Below are 18,986 nucleotides of genomic sequence, written 5' to 3' on the forward strand. Positions count from 1 at the left end.
CTATGGCTTATATCCTGTGTACACCATCTTTCCAAATTGCAGAGTTTCCCCAGGAACACTCAGCAGCAACGGAGATCGAAAACGAGCTTGCTGTTCCACGATCCAACTTGAGAGTTGATACTTCTGCCCAGGCCAGAACGGGCCTGCTCGGAAACGACCTTGTGCATCGGTGGATTGTAACCAAAACCGAAGACCTCGGCTTGCATACGATTCAGGCACATCTCGCAACGGGACATCCAGTTCCAAGGACAAGCGGGGCAGCGGCTTGCCCAGTGTGTCTATCAGTTGTCCTTCGAGATAAACTGCCGCCTTCGGATCAACTTGCAGCACCACTTCAACGAGCGGCTTGTCGAGATTGACCTTTACCAGTTCCGGACTAACCCCCTGGTTGCTACGGACATAAATTTCCAACAATTCCGGCCGCAGGTTGTTGAGTTGAAACCGGCCATCATGATCTGTCATCGGCGTGTTGGCCAGGCTGTGATAGTAGTTCTGTGTAGTATGAATCCACGCTCCCACTACGGGCTTGCCCTGCTTATCGAGAACCCGACCTCGCAACGTTGCCGAGGGAATCAACTCGATATCCGGCCACACTATTTCCCCCTGTGTAACTTCAACTGGCCGCTGACGGTCATTTCGTAAGAACTCGTTGCCTACTAACCATGTCTTTGGTGGGGCATAATACATTGTGCAATTGATCAATCCCGGACGAACATAGCGGGTAAACGTGCCATCAGCCTGCGTCACAGTTGGTAGTGGTATTACCGCAAGTGCTGAATAAAGTTGAGTAGAAGAAACCCCGACCGTAACTCCATTGATCCCTTGCTTTGTTTTCTGGTCAACAACTCTTCCTGTAACCTTGATCGCTCGCACCATCGGGATGTTCAATTTCGTCGTTTCGCCTGACTTAATGCTGAACTGAGGACTGTGAACCGATGAATAGACAAATGGCACATTACTCTGGTAGTCTGCTTGAATCCAGCCGTGACCGGGATGTAATCCGTCAATCGAAAGTTCAACAGTGCCACGATTTTTTTCTCGACGATAGCAACTCAAACCGAACTCGCGAGCACTATCATCATTCGAACTCATGGCTCCCCACACACTGTCACGAAGCGCCGTGGGATCATCTACCCCAGTAAATTTGACATGTAACTTCCCAGGTTGAGCAATAACGATTTCCTTCTCGCGCTCAACATCAAAGCGTGTTCTCACTTCATACCCCGTTCGCAAATTGACTTTAAGATGCAGCAAACCGGGATGCGGAATACCTGGCAATACGAAGTTGCCATCGTCGCCAGTTGTGACCTGGAACTGCTGCTGTAGCGGAGGTGGTAGTTCGACATGCTGCTCGATCGAAGTGAAGACCGCTTGCCCCAGTTCGGTGCGCTTGCGTACACCGCCTAACACTCTTACCGGCTGAACGATAGCACCTGCCCACGGCTTGCCCGTTTGATCGACTAGTCTCCCACGATACTCCTTGCCTGCCGGCAACTCACAAGTCAGATGAAGTGGATCATCCACAACAGCAAACTTTTTGATTTCGCTCATCCGTCCGTCAACTGCCCGCACCAGAATACCTGCCAGGCTCTTGTCTTTGCAGTATGGCAATCGGAACTGGCCACGGTCATCTGTCTTCACCTGCGCCAAGATGGCGTTACCAGTATCCATTCCAGGCCGTTCCGATGAGCCCTCAATCAACCACACCGTCGCTCCTGGAACGGGCTTCCCTTCTGCAATCACCACCCCGGCAAAGGCGATGATCTCCTCAGCATGCAGACTGACCGCAGGAAAGAATCCGATGATGATGAAAAGCTGAATGTGCCGGTAGCAAAGCATGATAGTCTCCCGATGTCGCCCATTATCCTACCACATCCTCCTTAGGCTCCACACCCACATCTCCCTGACTCTGTGATTCAACCACTTCTTGAATCTTGATCCCCTGCTTCACCACCGCCTGTCGCAGCAGATACTCAATCTGCCCGTTCAAGCTGCGGAGGTCCTGCTCTGCCCACCGCTGCAACGCCGCCAGCAATGCAGGATCCAACCGCAGTAAGAACGACTTTCGAGTCATCTCGTTTACTCCATGAACAAGCTTGCTGAGTAGTTCGCATCTTTTATGAGTAAAGAGTTCCAGTGTTCACAACGGGCTGTACGCTCTGGTGCCCACATAACACCACCAGAAGATTGCTGACCATGGAGGCACGCCGCTCAGGGTCAAGTTCGACAACTTTCCGTTGATTCAACTCATCCAGTGCATGTTCCACCATGCCAACTGCTGCATCAACGATCAGCTTCCTTGCAGCAATCGTGGCTGAAGCCTGCTGACGCTGAAGCATAGCTGCAGCAATCTCAGGTGCGTATGCAAGGTAACTGATTCGAGCTTCCTGAATGATGACACCTGCCTGCTGCATCCGTTCCTGCAGTTCGTGTTTCAGTTTTTCTGCAACATCCTCGATATGTCCGCGAAGGGATGATACATCATCTTCCGGTGCATCATAGCGATAATGACTCGCCAGGTTTCGGAGTGCTGCATCAGCCTGCGTATGTACATACCCTTCGTAATCATCAACCTGGAAAACTGCCTGTGCTGCATCAATTACTTTCCAGACGACCACTGCAGCAATTTCAATGGGAGTGCCATCCTTGTCGTTCACTTTCAGGGGTCGACGTGATTGGGAAGCCTGTTTCACTACTTTGCCTGCTGCATCTTTCACTTCATCAGATTCAGTGACTCCCGTTTCAAAAGTTCTAATCCGCAAGCTGACTCTGGTTCGCCAGTAGAACGGATTGCCGTAGTAGAAGCCAACGTCCTTGATGGTGCCCAAGTACTCTCCAAAGAGTTGAACGACACAGGCCTGATTCGGATTAACAACAACGAAACCAAATAAGCAGATGAACCAGAAGATGGATGGTATGACCACCAGCCAGGCCAGTTCAGGAATAGGTGTAAATCCCAGAAGTACACCGATCAGAATAATTGCCAGTAATCCACCCAAGAGGGCGATCAATGCTGACCATCCGGAAGCTAATCTAAATGCTCGATCGTTCATGTTAAACTCCTTGATTTCAAAGTGATATCATTTTACTATCAATATGATTTCAATTCAAGGAGTGCTGGCCTTGTTTGCGGATTGTTTTTAGAATCAATGCTGTAAATACAAGTGATTAAAGGAGATGTGGCAACCAATTTCAAATGAACAATAATTGATCCTGTTGCAAATTGACCGGATCACATCACCATGATAACTTGTTTTGGAATCATTGCTGGCTAAGAAGAAGCATTAATCTCTGATCAATGAAGACCAGAATTACGAACGAAAAGGATTATCCATGCGCGTATCACATCTGTTTGGCGAAACACTCCGTGAAGCACCAGCTGATGTGGATATCGTCAGTCATCAGTTGCTTTTACGTGCCGGTTACGTTCGGCAATTGGCTGCAGGAATTTTCTCCTATTTGCCTTTGGCTCATCGCAGTATGAGAAAAATTGAGCAGATACTTCGTGAAGAAATGAATGCCATCGGCGGTCAGGAGATGACCATGCCCGTGGTGCACCCTGCAGAGCCTTGGCAGCAGACAGGTCGTTGGCAGGTAATTGATGAGTCGTTGGCACGTTTCAAAGATCGCAAGGATCGCGATATGGTCCTCGGAATGACCCACGAAGAAATTGTGGGTGTGCTCTGTGCTAGTGAAGTCAAATCCTGGCGACAGCTTCCCATGCTCGTTTACCAGATTCAGACCAAGTTTCGTGATGAAGCACGTCCTCGTGGCGGGCTTATTCGTGTCCGCGAATTCACCATGAAGGATTCCTATTCAATCGATAAAGATGAAGCTGGACTGAAGAAACAGTATGCGGAACACTACCATGCCTATTTCCGCATGTATGCAAGAGCAGGCTTACCTGTGATTGCTGTTGGATCAGACACGGGCATGATGGGTGGCAAAGTCGCTCATGAATTCATGTATGTCACCCCTATAGGCGAAGACACTTTAGTTATTGACGAAGCAGGTTATGCTGCCAATCAGGAAGTGGCACAATTCGTCAAGACACCACATGATGGTGGTTCTCCAGCCAGTATGGAGAAGGTGCTTACCCCAAACTGCCCAACGATAGAAGATTTAGCCAAATTCCTGAAGGTTGATGCAAAACAAACGATGAAGATGGTCTTTTTTGTTGGCACTTTCCAGGAGGGGGACCGAAAAGTTGAAAAGCTGGTAGCTGCTGCCGTCCGGGGTGATATGGAAGTCAATCAGACGCAGGTGACTAATAAAGTCAAGGCACTTTCAACCCGTCCGGCACATCCAGAAGAAATACAGGCTGTTGGTATGGTTCCTGGATATGCTTCGCCGATCGGGATTGCGAAAGGAAAAGCAGTAGTTGTTCTTGACGATCTTCTCGAAAAGAGCACGAATCTGGTCAGTGGCGCCAACGAAGCAGGGTTTCATTACAAAAATGTCAATGTAGGTAGAGACTTTACTCATGATGTTGTCGGTAACATTGCACTGGCTCAGGATGGGTTCCTAAGTGTTGAAAGTGGCAAGCCACTCAAACTTGTGCGTGGGGTAGAAGTAGGTAATATCTTCCAACTGGGAGTGCGTTACAGCATTCCACTGAACTGCAATTTTTCCGATGAATCAGGCAAGCTGCAGCCCATCGTCATGGGCAGTTATGGCATTGGGGTAGGTCGTTTGCTGGCTTGCGTAGCAGAAGAACATCGTGATCAGTATGGCTTGGCGCTGCCCATCAGTGTAGCACCGTTTGAAGTGAATCTGGTACTGCTTGCCAAGAAGGAAGAGACCAGGAAGCAAGCTGAGCAACTCTATGCAGATCTGCAGGCAGCAGGTATCGAAGTGTTGTTTGATGATCGTGATGCTGCAGCAGGCGTGAAATTCACCGACGCTGATTTGCGAGGAATTCCCTTGCGTGTCACCATTTCAGACAAGTCGCTGGAAAAAGGCGGCGTGGAACTCAAGCATCGCAAGGCAGGAAAGGACTTTACGCTGGTGCCCTTGGCTGAGATCATTTCGGCATTGAAGGCGGAAATTTCCAAATTACATGCAGCATTGAAAGCAGAGGCGGATAAGTCGCCAAAGTGGAAGTAAGATCACGCTCTTTGCCAAACTTCGTTGGGAGACACGCTGCATTTGAAGTTCTCTCCTTGTGCACCACCCATTGCATGGGTTACAATTGACCAGATGTCAACGCTTTTTGCTGCCAGTTTTGATGATGCTGAAATTCGTATCCCTCGCGGGATCACGGACAACGCTTCATTCTTGCGCTGGGCCACTTCCAAGGATGCTCCCGAAAAGGGAAAGTATGCATATCTCGGCGATCATCTCTGGATAGATGCTTCCATGGAAACCTTGTTTCACAATACGATCAAGTCCGAAATAGCTTTCATCCTTGGCCCCTGGGTGAAACAAATGGGGTTGGGGGATTACTTCACCGATGGCATGTTGATGAGTCGTCCCGATCTCGAATTCTCCAGTCAACCTGATGGCATCTTTGTTTCAAAACTTAATTGGAAGACAGGCCGGGTTAAGTTACAACAGAACGACAACAGTCTGGTGCTTCTGGGTAGTCCTGATATGGTGCTGGAAGTAATCAGCAAATCCAGTACGCTGAAAGATCAGAAAATAAAAAAACATTTTTATCACTTGGCAGGTATCAAGGAATACTGGTTGGTCGATAGTCGATTGGCTTCGCCCACTCTGCTTATTTATCGTCATACCTTGAAGGGCTACGTGCAGGTTAAACCAGTAAAAGCTTGGGTAAAATCGGTAGTCTTCGGCACTTCTTTCCGACTTCTTATCGAACAGGAAACGAGAGACCGTCGAAGTGTTAAACTCCAGCATTCCTGAAAATACTTAATTGGAAATTGAAATTACCTCAGTGTGGTGCGGCAACACAACACAATCTAGGCAAGCCAACGAAACCCCTATCGACTGGGTAATCCACGGGTTACAACTCGTGTTGACACAATCCGCAACATGGTTACAATCGCCGCCGGTGGTAAGGACGGTAAAGCCGACAGGATGAAGAATCCTGAGCTATGTTTCCTTACTGGGATCGACTTCACGCCACGACACCGACCTCTCGGGGTCACGACAGCCCGGCTGTCAACTGGCATCAAGGTAGATGCCGGTGCTTTAACTCTGGCACTTGCAGCACTGCAAGGGCCGTGTTCACGGACGAGGCTGGTGCACTTGCCGTAACAGGCAATGGCGCCAGGTGTTGAAGCGAGTCCTACCAGACTCTTGCGTTTGGAAAAGGGTGGTGTGTTATGAAGACTGTGTTCACGACTGGCGAAGCTGCGAAAATCTGCAAGGTAAGCCAGCAGACTATCATTCGCTGCTTTGATAATGGCCAACTCAAGGGATTTCGCGTCCCAGGTTCCCGATTTCGCCGAATCCCCCGTGATGCCCTATATCGCTTCATGCGAGACAACGGCATTCCGACTGATGCCTTGGAATCAGGCAAGCGGAAAGTGCTTCTGGTCGATGATGATCCCGATTTGGTCGAGATGATTCAGAAAGTGCTCGAAGACGATGGACGCTTCGAAGTTCGCACGGCCAACAATGGTTTTGATGCAGGCATGATGGTCAAGGAATACCGTCCAGATCTCATCATTCTGGATGTCATGCTGCCTGACATCAACGGTAAGGAAGTCTGTCAACGCGTTCGTTCCGATGAATCGCTGGATGATGTCCGCATCATCTGCATCAGCGGCATGATCGAAGAAGACAAGATTACCGACCTGAAGGCCAGTGGCGCCAATGACTTCCTGCACAAGCCATTCGAAGTGGAAGAACTCATTGATCGCATGTGTGTGCAGCTCGAAATTGAAGCACTGTCAGCATCGGCTTAATGCATGCTGAAATATGGTCTTCGGTTATCAACCAATGGGTTAGCGCGTTGTGCGTTAACCCATCCCGTCTACTAGCTTCTGGCAACCAGCTACTTGATTCTCAAAAAAGGTCCGCATGGATGCGACCACGCCACAGTGCTGGATTCCTCCGCTGGCGGAGACCGTAGTAGCCTTGGCGGAAGGTCAGGCCAGGGGAGATTCTCTGCCTTGGCCACAATTATTGCGCAGTGATCCATCTTTAGGTTGGTTTTTCTTTACTCATCATCATGATCTAAATATTGATCGATCCCTGTTCCATTTAAAACAAGGCATCGATATTTCATTGTTTCTTGACACAGTTCTTGATCCAGCTCTCGCAGGCTTTGCTGACTGGTCTAAAAACTCTGCTCAGAAAGCGTATCGCCAAAGCCAATATCTTGGCACATTATCAGAGCATATAGCTGAACAGTTGCGCATGGATGTGCAGATGGCACATTGTCTGGGACAACTGACACAGCTTGGGGCTTTAATTTACAGCCAGCAGGAAAAAAAGATTCATCATGAAGATGGTAATGTGTTGACCAGGAAACTGGTTCGTCGGGCTACCTGTCCGCACTGGCTTAGAGAACTGCTGTTAAGACTCGATTTACCAGTGGATGTAACCAAAGGTCATGAAACAGAACGCTGGGCGCTGTTGCTGCAAACTGCCATTGGGTTAGCCAGCAAAACTCCGCAACTGCAGAATCTTGGGAAGGCAGCTTGCCAGAAACTCACACTTTCCTGGGAATTGGAGCAGGAATTCGCCCTGCAGGCATTTCAGCATGCAACTCCCTCTAGTTCCACGATGTCATCCGATGCAGCCAAAATGCTCATTCGGACACTTCGGATGGTCAAGCACCAACCTGCTGCCACTCTCTCGTTTACAGTGAAGCAATTGGAACTGGAAGTAGAAGACTTGCACAGCAGGTTAGCTCGTGTTCAACAACTGGATGGCGATAGGCTGCGTGAACAGAAACTGACCGCTGTTGCCGAACTGGCAGCCGGAGCAGGGCATGAAATTAATAATCCGCTGGCTGTGATCAGTGGGCAGGCGCAATACCTGCTCAAAGGCGAAGAAGATCTGAATCGTGCCAAGGCTCTGGAACGCATCATCGGACAGACTATGCGCATTCACACTTTGCTGCGGGACTTGATGTTATATGCTCGTCCGCCTGAACCGGTGTACAAGTCCATAGCCATCCATAAATGGATCAAGCCATTGATTCAAAGCATGCAGGAGCATGCTATCGGTAGAGGGGTTAAGCTGGAGTTGAAACCGATCCCTGCCAAAAACAGTATGGTATGTGATATTTCGCTGGCGAGCATGGCAGTAAAATGTCTGGTATACAATGCTATCGAAGCAGCACCTTCCGGTGGCTGGGTTCGTGTGACAACTCAGGTACAGCACGGCCGATGTCAGGTTCAGGTGGAAGACAACGGCCCTGGAGTGCCTGCACCGCTGCAGGATAATATCTTTGACCCCTTTTACTCTGGAAGAAATGCAGGAAGAGGAGTGGGGCTTGGATTATCCAAAGTCTGGCGTATTGCCCAACTGCATGGTGGTGAGATCAAATTAATAAATCATCCCGGGAAGCCGACCTGTTTTCTGTTCGAAATTCCCATGAAGCCGGTTCGTGGTATACACAAACAGCAAAAACGATCAGCATAATTATTGATTCCAGAAAAATGAGAATTATTTGCTTGATAAAGGAAGTAATTTGTAGCCTAGTGAATATGAGGCAGATTATTCCGTGATGGATCGCATACTCTCTTCTCACGGTGATGCTATGAAGATAGAAAAGCCTACCAAGCGAATGACATTGCGGGAACACCTGACGCATGTCGAGAAATGTGCCCGCGATCTGGCGGAGCATTTCAAAGAGAATCTGCTGCCCACTACAGGTGAATTTCGTGATCTCAGCAGGCCTGTCCGCAAACGCAGTGCGTTTCCCACCAGGTTGGCACTACAGAATATGCTGGCCAAGCTGGAACAATCGGGTACTGAAGCGATGATGCTCTGCGGCTATGTACTGGAAGAATTGAAGACGATTGCGGAAACGACGAAGCGGGAAGTGCAGAGCCGATAACGTCGAAGTAGCAGATTGATCTTTCCCAAATTGGCATGACATGCTATTTCCTAGGCTGTTTGCAGTGGGATATTCTCACGCATCAGGCTCGCATGGAGGCGTGTCATGTCACGCGATATGCAGATAGGGATGTTGCTGGCAGTAGGCTTTCTAGCCCTGGTGGGTGGTGTACTCTATTATCGGATCGAACATCCCGATGAATTAGAGCAATATCTGAACGGCGAGCAACAGGCACAATCGACGTCGCCTGCTGGAGATTCCAAAACACAGGCAGATGTATCGACTGCCAACTCGGGCAATAAACCATTACCCCCAGCACCATCAACTGCCAGCACTGCACCAAGCTTAAGCATGGATGCTGGATCGACCACTGCAACCAATGTGCCTGGAGCCAATTCCTCGCCCAACCTGATGCTGACAGGCGCCAATGGAACGCCACCAGCCGGAGTTTCACCACCGCCGGTGAATACTGCACCGGCAATGCCTACACTCGATTTTACAGCACTCGATAAGAAGCCGACTGACAACAAGCCGCCGACTCCACCAGTTGACAACAAGCCGCTGGAAACTGCAGGTGCAACAGCATCGAGATCCTCACTTCCAGTTGATACTCCGGGTAGCAAGTTGCCTGCTGCTGCAGCACTGGCGGCAGCGCCTGTCATTGCACTCGATCTGGCTAACAAGAATGATAAACCACCAGCACCAGCAGCAGGCAAGCCGCCGGAAGTGAAAGTGGACGAGAAAAAACCTGTCGATCTCACCGTAAAATCGGATGTTTCTGCTCCAGCTGCATCATCAGCGCCTGATTTGAAGTTGCCGCCAGCACCGACCGGCGCACCTTCTCTTGCTATGTCGGATGCTGCAAAGCCGAAGGAATCAGAATTAAGCAAGAGCCAGGAACTGCCCAAGCCACCTGAAGTGCCTGCAGTAGGAGCATCGACCGCAGCTAATGCACCTGATGCAAAGTCAAATCCAGCACCATCTCTATCGCTGAATGTACCATCGCCTGCGGCGACTTCTGCTCCTGCAATGCCTCTGACCAACAAAGATATTCCTGAAACTGTCATCAAGCCTGCTGCAACACCCGAAAATGATGCATTGCGAGGACAGGCTCCACGAGCAACGCTGGGTAAGCCCATGACGGAAAGCGAAGCATCTCTCAAAGAAAAGCGATGGGCGGATAGTGCTGGAGCCCCGGCACCCATCATTCCGCTTTCTGCTGATGGACGTGGCAGCACTGTCACTGCTCCAGCTAACACACTGGGTGAACGACGAGTCGTGCGGGATACTTATATCCCTACCGAACGGGCACTGAAAGGTGAAACCTTCTCTTCGCTGAGTCAGCGATTGTATGGCGATACTAATTATGCTGTTGCCTTGGCTGCTTACAACAAGGAAGAAGGCTTCGTCAAAATGGATCAGCCTGAGCCAAACGAATGGGTGGCAAAACCCAATCGCGAAATCCTTGATCAAAGATATCCTCAGCTGATCCGACGACTGACGCCAAGTACATTCAACCAGCGAAATGCTGCTACGATGGCTCAAGCACAACCAGCGGAAAAAACAGCCAAGGACGCTAATTTGCCTACTTACCGCGTAGGCAAAGGTGAGCAACTGTTTGAGGTAGCCAAGAAAACGCTGGGAGATGGCTACCGCTGGTCGGAAATCTATTCGCTGAATAAAGATCAGTTTCGGGAAAGTACGGAATTGCGTCCTGATATGATTCTGAAATTGCCAGCAGATGCGAAAAAGTAAGAGTGTGGAACGGGATTCCAATCCTGTTCGCATCATCAACACGTTGTTCTCCGCAGTCAAGATTGGAATCTTAACCCACGGTCAGAATCGGCCACCTGCAGCACCTCGTGCGCGCGCCTGTTTTCATGGGGTTTCTGAGTACCACGCCCCGTTCTTTCTTAAGGGCAGTCAAGATTGGAATCTTGCCCATGGCCAGAATATGAACAGGATTTCATTAAATAGTGAAAATCTGTATATTTATACTGTGGGCCGAATTATTGTGTCACCATTCTATTTCAACTCAGATGCATTCTTAATCACCGCATCGACAATAGTTTCACCAAGCGTTTCGCCGTAGAAACTGATGGTGGCTTCGTAGCCGCCTTTGTTGTACTCTGCGCTGGTAAGGATGTAGCTGATCCATTCATCAGCCAGGCCGCCGATGACAACATACTTGGCTCCGGTAGCCTGTTGCACCTCTTTCTTCACCTGCATGCCGAGTTGTGCAATCATTTCGCCGGGCACACCGACGATCTGCAGGTCGCCCAGCCTGACGGAAAGCGTTTGTGATTCCGTGGGGTAAAGCGACATCAGGATGGGGTCGAGTGCTTTATCGACAAAGCCATACTCCAGTCCGCCTGATTTGAGAAAATCCTTGTGCACGCTGCGCTTAGGCAATGCAAAAACTTGCCGCTTCCAGGCAAGAGGTGAATTCTCCGTCGGAGTGATCTTCTGCCAGAGGTTGTAGCCTTGGATGGCGATATCCCGACCATAATCTTCCGCTTTCTCCCAGTTGGATTCACCAGAGTAGTATCGTGGGGTAGGGGATTGGTCGCCCTGGGCGCCGTTGACAAACATAACCGTTGCACCGGGGCCGATCAGGCTTTCGAGAGTGCGTTGCAGTTGGCCAGGCCAGTCGCCGGAGAACTGCATTTCCCTTGCAGAGAGAAACGTGGGATGTGCTGACCAGAAGACCAGGGCAGCAATCGGTTTGCCTTCCTGATTATCAATACGGGTGATGGTGAAATCAGGATCGGAGATATTGGCCTTGCGACGGTTGCGGTTCCAGCCTGTCAAATCGATGCGGCCTGTGCCCGTCTTAACGGGTTGAAATTTGTTGTTAGCCTGCACTACTACATCAACCAGCCTGGCAACCACATGGTCAAACGCAGCCTGCTGAAAGATGCCAATCTGCGGAATGCGGAAAATGTTCTTGGGATGCAGTGCAAATAGATCGAAGCTGTTGTGCGTGTGGCTGGGCAGGATCATGACCTCATCTACATTGACCTGCTTTTCTTTCAGTTTAGCCATCACCGCCTGTCGAACCGGTGGGGGGAAGCAAAGCGAATCAGCAGTAACCAGCGCCAGTCGTTTTCCATCCTGCTGCAGGACAATGCACTTGAGCCACACACGGTCGTGGATGCCTTCCGCTGGTTTGCTCATGCGGGCCCCGTAGCCCCCGAGCGATGCTTTCATGGAAAGGGGTGGCGTCAGATCAACACGGGCGATTCCAGCTTCCAGAGTTTTTGATTGTGCATGGAGTGAAACAGGGATGACGAAAGACATGGCTAAAATTGCAACAGCGCCAGCAAATCGAAAGAACATGACTGCATTTCCAATCGGGGAGACGTGGAAACAAGAACAGAGTCTCCAGAAGGCCTGGCGACTCTGTTCATCTTATGGGAAGTCTTGCTGCGTCTAACAAAAAGTACCCCCTCGCCCTCCAGGGTAGAAAACGAAGATCACTTAGCTAAATGCTCTAAAGTAAATCTCCGAGAAGGGTATTCCAACATTACCTGATGAAATCTCTATTCACGGGTAACGAATCATAGTGTGAACGTTTCAATATCAACGTAAAATAAATCCTACGTTAAAAACCTTGCAATATTGAGATCATCATGCAACTAAAAGTTCTCCCTGCTTGTACGGCGCTTGTAATAACCGTCTTTACAGCGTTTCCATCTGCTGCTGATGATCCTTACATCATCAGTTACCCCGACTTTATCAAGAAGAATAATCTGGTGAATGACTTTTCTGCTGACCATACCCGTATTCCCTGGTCTAAGATTGATTATCCTTCTGTAGTCCAATGGCTGAAAGTCAACAAGTCACCTATAGGGATAATTGAGGAAGCATCGAAGAGACAACACTATTACCGTCCCTATGTTGCAGACCCTGAGATGGCAAAATTTAATCTGCCTCCCAGCCTGATGACAGCGGGGTTCCCCAGTCTCGCCCAGAATCGAGCTATCTGTGATCTGTTACTTACCAGGGCGATGTTGAACACGGGAGAGAACAATACCGCAGCAGCGTGGGCAGACATACTTACAGTGATGCGATTGTGCCGGTTATTTGCCCAGGCGCCAACAACTATCGATTTTCTTGCCGTGATCGCTGTGAATAATCTTGCTGGTGAAGCTGCCATCACGTTTGTTCAGTTAGCGAAACTCTCCAAAGAGCAACTGAAGAAGTGTCTCGATGATCTTGAGAAATTGCCGCCGCTTCCATCATTATCTTCAAAGTATGATCTCGGTGAAAGATGCTATCTGTTGGATACGTTTCTCCTGGCGCGACGACAACCCGCTGAATCCCCCGAGGCATCCAAAGCGCTGAGTAAGATTAACTGGGATTTGCCTCTTAAAAAGATCAATGCCAACTGGGATCGACTGGTTGCTGCATTGAGTGAACCTGATAGACAAAAACGACTTCAATTGCTGATGGAAATTGAAGCGAAAAACGGTGTAATAAAGCGAGCAAGCGGCCAACCACTGGATGCAAAAGTAATCGATCAACAATCGCTCGACAATCAGGCTGACACTCTTTTCGCATTCTTGCTACCCGCAGTGCTCAAGGTGAACAACGCTGTTGAGATACAGCAACAACGTCAACGAAATGTGTTTGTTGCTCTTGCCCTGGAACTCTACCGTGCCGATCACGGAAGCTACCCCGATTCGTTGGCGAAGTTGTCTCCGACCTATCTAAAAGCCGCCCCCGCCGATCTCTTCAGCCGCCAGCTTCTCCTTTACAGCAAAAGTGACATGGGATATCGCTTCTACAGCGTTGGGCCAAATGGAAAAGATGACGGAGGTCGAACGACAACGGATGATCCAGCAGGTGATGACCTTGTGGTCAAGTTGTACTGGGAATGAGAGCGCCAAGCAAAAAGAACAGAGTCGCCTGGGGGCCTGGCGACTCTGTTCATCTTATAGGAAGTCTTATTCTTTGCTGCTGGTGCTCTTGTTCCATTCGGTGGAATCCCAGAGCTGTCGGGTTCGGCTGGCATCCTTGAGCATCCAGTTGATATTGTGCTTCAGGCTTTTGGCGTCGAGCGAAGCGGTAGCCAGAGGCATCTTCAACATGATCATGCGGTTGGTGGGGTAGTAGACAAAGAAGCCGGTGCCCATGCGGGTGTTTTCGACGAGTAGCTTTTCCATCACTTCGCCAGGGATACCTGATTCAGGTGCTTTCGTGCAGGGCAGAACAACCCAGGTGTAGTTTTTGCTTTTACTTTCTTCAATTTCAAAGAAGTAATTATCCTGGCCATATTCCTTGATGAGGAAATAGGTAGCTCCGGTTTTGGTATCTTTCTTCTTTTCATAAGTCACACCCATTTCCTTAACCATTTTTTCCAGTTTTGGTGATTCGTCTTCAGCCGCTACCGGTTTAGATGCCGCATCTTTCAATGCAGGCTTGGTCACGACTGGCTTGTTGCTGGCCTTGCCCTCGTCAGCAACACTGTTGCCTGCGAGCATGCCAGTAGAGAGAACACACAGAGACAGTAATCGAAGCATGAACATGTTAAACTCCTTGGTTTGTGGGGTGATTGGCTTCGTCTGCATCCTGTACCGCTGACTGCTATTGTTGTGACAGATGTAAAAAGAATTTTTCCAGAATCCTGTTTCGAGGACGTTTGGTGTACAAAATCTTCTGTTCACTTGATGCTGACGGGGTGTTTTTCCATGTTGATAACTACCAAGGAGAAATGAACAGAAATGTCGCCCCTGGAAGACTTGCAGAAACAATGTGGAGCACGCTGGGAGCACCTGTTCAACTCCATACAGGAATCCCACCAGAAGTTGCAGAAGTTTCGTGAACTGGTGCATTCCGAGAATACGGAATCACGGGATATCAGTGTGGTGATCTTCGGATCGCTGGCCCGGCGGGAGTGGACCAGCCAAAGCGACCTCGACTGGACTCTGCTGATTGATGGGCCGGTGGATACGAAGCATGCTGCAGAGGCGAATCGGCTGGCGCGTAAGGTGGCAGAGCATGGCTTCAAGCAGCCTGGGCCTACAGCGCTTTTTGGCAAGCTCGCCATCAGCCATAACCTGGTGCATGAGATTGGCGGACAGGAGGATTCGAATCGCAATCTGACCCAGCGTCTGCTGTTGCTGCTCGAATCGCGTGCGGTAGATCGCGATGATACGCATCGCAGAGTGGTGGATGGCGTGTTGCAGCGTTACTTGACAAACGATCCGCGGATGACGACTACCCGCAATGTGCCTTTGCGTGTACCCCGGTTTCTCTGTAATGATGTGGTGCGGTACTGGCGAACCATGTGTGTTGATTATGCCAACAAATATCGTGATCGGACTGGTGAAGGCTGGGCACTCCGACATCTGAAACTGCGTTTTTCCCGCAAGCTGATCTTTACGGCCGGACTATTGCTCTGTTTCAGTTGCGATGTTCAGCTTCACCCTGAACTGCGTTTACGTTTCCGTGATCTGTTTTCAACGGAAGAAACTGAGCAGGCGCCGGTCAAGGAACTGGTGGAGTATCTGCGATTGCGTAGTACTCAGGGGCCACTTGATACCCTGGCAGAAGCATGTCGGCAGTTTGGCAGGCCAGCGACCAACCGCATGCTCTTTGATGCCTACAACGAGTTTCTCGGCATCCTGCGTGATCCCGATCAGCGAACCAAACTCAGTCAGTTGGATCCTGAGAAGGCGGAAACTGATGCGGGTTTTCAAAAAGCACGGGCATTGGGAAAACAGTTCCACCAGGGGCTGGTCAACCTGTTCTTTCATGACCATGTACGGCTGGGCGATTTGTCCATGCATTATGGATTGTTTTAGAGAGTCTAACCCCCTTCCCCCCAACCCTTCTCTCTCTAAAGGAGAGGGGAGAATAGGGAGCAGTTTTGAATCGAGCCGTCGGGTTTTCCACTGGTTCCCTGGCACCTGGGCATTGCGGGCAGGCGCTGGAGATACTGCGCACTGTGAATGTGCAGGCGGTAGAGATTTCCGCGCTGCGTGTGTCAGAATTGCGTGAAGCGTTGCAGGCATTGGATGAAATAGATCTGACTCGATTCCAGTATGTTTCCTTTCATGCTCCGAGCAAGTTTCATGGACTGCATGAGAAGGAAATCAGAGAGGCTCTTAGCCTGGTGGTGGAGAAACAATTCCCGATCATTCTGCATCCCGATGCGATCAGCGATTGGGGCATCTGGCGAGAGCTTGGTCCACTTGCAGTGATTGAAAACATGGATGGCAGAAAGCCTGACGGAAGGACAGTGGAAGAGTTGTTGCCGGTGTTTGAAAGACTGCCCGAGGCACGGTTCTGTTTTGACACAGGCCACGCCTGGCAGATCGATCCGACGATGACATTGACTCAGGAACTGCTGCTGGCGTTTGCGGACAGGCTTTGCGAGTTTCATGTCAGTACGGTCAATGATCAGTTCAGCCATGAACCTTTGCAGGTCGCCAGCATCAAAGTGTTTGCCCCGTGGCTCAAGAGGTTTCCTGATGTGCCCATCATTCTGGAAACGCCCGTGGGTAATGCAGAGATGATTGGTCAGTTGCAGTTGGTTCGAGAGTGGTGCTGATACTGATTGGATTTATGTGGGTCAGGATTCCAGTTCTGACAACGTCGAGCGGAAGCACCGTGTTATCTCTGCGAACAGTATTGGAATCATGTTCCACAAATAAAATGCCCTCAGATTTCACTGAGGGCCTGGTGTGGTTTTTCCGTAAAGAAGCTTATCCGGCTTTCTTCATGTCGGGGCGGATGTCTGCCAGTTCTTCCTTCACCGGAGCATAATGGCTAGGCTCCATGCTGAAGCTGGCGGTTCCGGAAGTGAAGTTTCGCAGATCGGAACTGTAACCGAACAGCGAAGCCAGTGGGATATAGGCATGCAGTTGAGCACGACCTTTTTCGAGACCAGAGTTGAGGATTTCGCCTCGTCGCCGGCTGGTATCGCCAGTGAGGTCACCGATGTACTGGCCGGGTGACTGCACGTTGACTTCCATGATCGGTTCGAGCAGCACAATACCGGCATTCCGTGCAGCTTCCTGCAGGCACTGTTCCGCAGCTACCTGGAAGGCGATTTGCGATGAATCGACATCGTGGTGCTTGCCATCGAATAGCGTGCACTTCACATTCACCACCTGGAACTTGTACTTGGTGCCCTTGCGACATGCTTCGCGGAAGCCTTTTTCCACAGAAGGGATGTACTGGCCGGGGACGACGCCACCGACGATTTCATCGACAAAATAGAGACCATTGGGATCGGGCTTTTCGCCGTTCTCAATCAGTTCAGCTTCAATGGCTTCGCGTTCTTCCTTGCTCAGTGGTTCAAACCGGCACACGATGCGGGCAAACTGACCACGACCACCTGTCTGCTTGACGTGCTTGTATTCCTGCTCAATAGCCTTGGCCAGGGTCTGCCGATAACTCACCATAGGTTTGCCGATATTGACATCGACCTTGAAATCGCGTTTGAGTTTGTGAACAGCGATTTCGAGGTGGAGTTCACCCATGCCGGAGATGATGATCTGATTGGTTTCATGATCTGTCACGCAGCGGAGCGTAGGATCATCACGCACCATCTTGGCGATGGCTTCAGAGAGCTTGCCTTCATCAGTGTTCTTGCCGGGTTCCAGAGCCTGGCTGATCACCGGTTCAGGGAAGCGGATTTCTTCAAGGATGACCGGGTTCTTTTCATCTGCCAGGGTGTTTCCAGTCTGGGTTTCCTTGAGCCCGACCAGTCCGACGATTTCCCCGGGGCCGGCATATTCAAGTCGTTCGCGTTCCTTGCCGAACATGCGGTATACGTGGCTGATGCGTTCCGTACGGTTCTTGGTGGTATTCATGTAGGTGGTGCCGGGAATGAGCTTGCCACTGTACACGCGGGTATAAACCACATCGCCTGTCGGTTCAGCAACCGTTTTGAAGGCGAGTGCAGAAAGGGGTTCGGTTTCCAGAGGCTTGCGTTCCACCTGCTCCTTTTTGCCGGGAACCTGAGCCATGACCGAGCCACGTTCTGCGGGGCTGGGCATGAAGTCGATGACACAATCGAGCAGGTTCTGCACACCTTGATATTTGAACGAGGAACCGCAAATAACCGGGTTCAGCTTCATATCAAGCGTGGCTTTGCGAATGGCTTTGCGCAGATCAGCTTCTGGAATGGGTTTGCCTTCGAGCAGCATTTCCGCGATGTGATCATCATGCAGCGAGACTGCATTGAGAAGTTTTTCGCGAGCATCATGAGCTTCCTGCTGATATTGTTCGGGAATGTCGCGAAGTTCCAGCTTCCAGTGCTTGGGATCAGCCGGATCTTTCCAGATCATCTTCATGCGAATGACATCGATAACGCCTTCAAAATTGGCAGGCCCCTGGCCGGCAGGAATGGTGCAGAGAGCCACATTGGCCTGCAGCTTTTCCTCCATTTCCTTGACAGCGTTGTAGAAGTCGGCACCGATGCGATCGAGTTTGTTGACGTAGGCAATGCGGGGAACGTTGTATTTGTTGGCCTGGAACCAGACGGTTTCGGACTGTACTTCAACGCCACCCACTGCGCAGAAGACAACCACGCCGCCATCGAGTACGCGGAGGGAGCGTTCGACTTCTGCAGTGAAATCGACGTGGCCTGGAGTATCGATGATGTTGATCTGATGATCTCGCCAGGAGACGGTCACTGCAGCGGAGTAAATGGTAATGCCACGAGCTGCTTCTTCAGGGTCGAAATCAGTGGTGGTATCTCCTGAATCCACATCACCCATTTTGTGTTTGGCGCCAGCATAATAAAGAATGCGTTCTGAAGTGGTGGTTTTACCAGCATCCACGTGAGCGATGATTCCAATGTTACGTAACTGATTAATCGACATGTGCTTCATCTTCCTTGTCCGCTCTCACGGGCTGACATCACCCGATGAAATACGGACCGAGCCAAATAATAAACTCCCGCCTGGCTGTCGTTCCCCGCAGCCATCGTGAAGTCAGGTTAGTCATTGTGCGGCCTGCACATCATCTGAAATAGACGAAGCAGACTGCTTCT

General features: G+C 50.2%; 15 protein-coding genes. 9 read left to right on the plus strand and 6 right to left on the minus strand.

Annotated features, from left to right (window positions below; translation table 11 throughout):
• The 3 genes from JNJ77_00320 to JNJ77_00330 are packed head-to-tail and all read right to left on the minus strand — an operon-like array spanning position 1 to position 3,053.
• The gene (locus JNJ77_00320; GenBank protein ID MBL8821003.1) at positions 1 to 1,839 is read right to left on the minus strand and encodes a hypothetical protein; all 1,839 of its coding nucleotides are present in this window, start codon (positions 1,837 to 1,839) and stop codon (positions 1 to 3) included.
• Between the two features lie 22 nt (positions 1,840 to 1,861).
• The gene (locus JNJ77_00325; protein MBL8821004.1) at positions 1,862 to 2,074 is read right to left on the minus strand and encodes a hypothetical protein; all 213 of its coding nucleotides are present in this window, start codon (positions 2,072 to 2,074) and stop codon (positions 1,862 to 1,864) included.
• A 43-nt stretch (positions 2,075 to 2,117) separates the two neighbouring features.
• Positions 2,118 to 3,053, minus strand: coding sequence for an SPFH domain-containing protein (locus JNJ77_00330; GenBank protein ID MBL8821005.1), 936 nt, complete (start codon positions 3,051 to 3,053; stop codon positions 2,118 to 2,120).
• Between the two features lie 280 nt (positions 3,054 to 3,333).
• Here JNJ77_00330 and JNJ77_00335 point away from each other — a divergent pair, with 280 nt between their 5' ends.
• The 6 genes from JNJ77_00335 to JNJ77_00360 all read left to right on the plus strand — a co-directional run bounded on the left by JNJ77_00335 (position 3,334) and on the right by JNJ77_00360 (position 10,732).
• The gene (locus tag JNJ77_00335) at positions 3,334 to 5,106 is read left to right on the plus strand and encodes a proline--tRNA ligase (GenBank protein ID MBL8821006.1); all 1,773 of its coding nucleotides are present in this window, start codon (positions 3,334 to 3,336) and stop codon (positions 5,104 to 5,106) included.
• 93 nt (positions 5,107 to 5,199) lie between these two features.
• Positions 5,200 to 5,865, plus strand: coding sequence for a Uma2 family endonuclease (locus tag JNJ77_00340; protein MBL8821007.1), 666 nt, complete (start codon positions 5,200 to 5,202; stop codon positions 5,863 to 5,865).
• 422 nt (positions 5,866 to 6,287) lie between these two features.
• The gene (locus tag JNJ77_00345) at positions 6,288 to 6,872 is read left to right on the plus strand and encodes a response regulator (protein MBL8821008.1); all 585 of its coding nucleotides are present in this window, start codon (positions 6,288 to 6,290) and stop codon (positions 6,870 to 6,872) included.
• Positions 6,873 to 6,987: 115 nt separating this feature from the next.
• Positions 6,988 to 8,559 carry a HAMP domain-containing histidine kinase gene (locus JNJ77_00350; protein MBL8821009.1) on the plus strand — a complete coding sequence of 524 codons (1,572 nt, stop codon included), beginning with the start codon at positions 6,988 to 6,990 and terminating at the stop codon, positions 8,557 to 8,559.
• Between the two features lie 82 nt (positions 8,560 to 8,641).
• A complete protein-coding gene (locus JNJ77_00355; protein ID MBL8821010.1) occupies positions 8,642 to 8,977 on the plus strand; it encodes a hypothetical protein in 336 nt (111 codons plus the stop codon).
• 105 nt (positions 8,978 to 9,082) lie between these two features.
• Positions 9,083 to 10,732 carry a LysM peptidoglycan-binding domain-containing protein gene (locus JNJ77_00360; protein MBL8821011.1) on the plus strand — a complete coding sequence of 550 codons (1,650 nt, stop codon included), beginning with the start codon at positions 9,083 to 9,085 and terminating at the stop codon, positions 10,730 to 10,732.
• 270 nt (positions 10,733 to 11,002) lie between these two features.
• Here JNJ77_00360 and JNJ77_00365 read toward each other — a convergent pair whose 3' ends face one another.
• Complete coding sequence (locus JNJ77_00365; GenBank protein MBL8821012.1) at positions 11,003 to 12,316, minus strand: neutral/alkaline non-lysosomal ceramidase N-terminal domain-containing protein; 1,314 nt, start codon at positions 12,314 to 12,316, stop codon at positions 11,003 to 11,005.
• A gap of 293 nt (positions 12,317 to 12,609) precedes the next feature.
• Here JNJ77_00365 and JNJ77_00370 point away from each other — a divergent pair, with 293 nt between their 5' ends.
• Positions 12,610 to 13,860: a hypothetical protein gene (locus JNJ77_00370; protein ID MBL8821013.1), complete on the plus strand. Its 1,251-nt coding sequence runs from the start codon at positions 12,610 to 12,612 to the stop codon at positions 13,858 to 13,860.
• Positions 13,861 to 13,926: 66 nt separating this feature from the next.
• Here the strand turns inward: JNJ77_00370 and JNJ77_00375 are convergent, their stop codons facing one another.
• Complete coding sequence (locus tag JNJ77_00375) at positions 13,927 to 14,508, minus strand: hypothetical protein (protein ID MBL8821014.1); 582 nt, start codon at positions 14,506 to 14,508, stop codon at positions 13,927 to 13,929.
• 195 nt (positions 14,509 to 14,703) lie between these two features.
• Between JNJ77_00375 and JNJ77_00380 the strand changes: the two genes are divergently transcribed.
• Together JNJ77_00380 and JNJ77_00385 are read left to right on the plus strand one after the other, a co-directional pair.
• Positions 14,704 to 15,786, plus strand: coding sequence for a nucleotidyltransferase domain-containing protein (locus JNJ77_00380; GenBank protein MBL8821015.1), 1,083 nt, complete (start codon positions 14,704 to 14,706; stop codon positions 15,784 to 15,786).
• 65 nt (positions 15,787 to 15,851) lie between these two features.
• Positions 15,852 to 16,535, plus strand: coding sequence for a hypothetical protein (locus JNJ77_00385; GenBank protein MBL8821016.1), 684 nt, complete (start codon positions 15,852 to 15,854; stop codon positions 16,533 to 16,535).
• Between the two features lie 154 nt (positions 16,536 to 16,689).
• On the opposite strand, the gene fusA is transcribed toward JNJ77_00385, so the two are convergent.
• Positions 16,690 to 18,825 carry an elongation factor G gene (gene fusA, locus JNJ77_00390; GenBank protein MBL8821017.1) on the minus strand — a complete coding sequence of 712 codons (2,136 nt, stop codon included), beginning with the start codon at positions 18,823 to 18,825 and terminating at the stop codon, positions 16,690 to 16,692.
• Positions 18,826 to 18,986 lie beyond the last annotated feature (161 nt).

It is taken from the genome of Planctomycetia bacterium, from assembly GCA_016795155.1.
In the GTDB taxonomy this organism is placed as follows: Bacteria; Planctomycetota; Planctomycetia; order Gemmatales; family HRBIN36; genus JAEUIE01.

Bases quoted from the DNA above. Each gene is read 5' to 3' on its own strand.
- JNJ77_00325 (MBL8821004.1), bottom strand. From the start codon at position 2,074: ATGACTCGAAAGTCGTTCTTACTGCGGTTGGATCCTGCATTGCTGGCG.
- JNJ77_00350 (MBL8821009.1), top strand. From the start codon at position 6,988: ATGGATGCGACCACGCCACAGTGCTGGATTCCTCCGCTGGCGGAGACC.
- JNJ77_00375 (MBL8821014.1), bottom strand. From the start codon at position 14,508: ATGTTCATGCTTCGATTACTGTCTCTGTGTGTTCTCTCTACTGGCATG.
- JNJ77_00380 (MBL8821015.1), top strand. From the start codon at position 14,704: ATGTCGCCCCTGGAAGACTTGCAGAAACAATGTGGAGCACGCTGGGAG.
- JNJ77_00365 (MBL8821012.1), bottom strand. From the start codon at position 12,316: ATGTTCTTTCGATTTGCTGGCGCTGTTGCAATTTTAGCCATGTCTTTC.
- JNJ77_00335 (MBL8821006.1), top strand. From the start codon at position 3,334: ATGCGCGTATCACATCTGTTTGGCGAAACACTCCGTGAAGCACCAGCT.
- JNJ77_00330 (MBL8821005.1), bottom strand. From the start codon at position 3,053: ATGAACGATCGAGCATTTAGATTAGCTTCCGGATGGTCAGCATTGATC.
- JNJ77_00340 (MBL8821007.1), top strand. From the start codon at position 5,200: ATGTCAACGCTTTTTGCTGCCAGTTTTGATGATGCTGAAATTCGTATC.
- JNJ77_00345 (MBL8821008.1), top strand. From the start codon at position 6,288: ATGAAGACTGTGTTCACGACTGGCGAAGCTGCGAAAATCTGCAAGGTA.
- JNJ77_00360 (MBL8821011.1), top strand. From the start codon at position 9,083: ATGTCACGCGATATGCAGATAGGGATGTTGCTGGCAGTAGGCTTTCTA.
- fusA (MBL8821017.1), bottom strand. From the start codon at position 18,825: ATGAAGCACATGTCGATTAATCAGTTACGTAACATTGGAATCATCGCT.
- JNJ77_00370 (MBL8821013.1), top strand. From the start codon at position 12,610: ATGCAACTAAAAGTTCTCCCTGCTTGTACGGCGCTTGTAATAACCGTC.
- JNJ77_00320 (MBL8821003.1), bottom strand. From the start codon at position 1,839: ATGCTTTGCTACCGGCACATTCAGCTTTTCATCATCATCGGATTCTTT.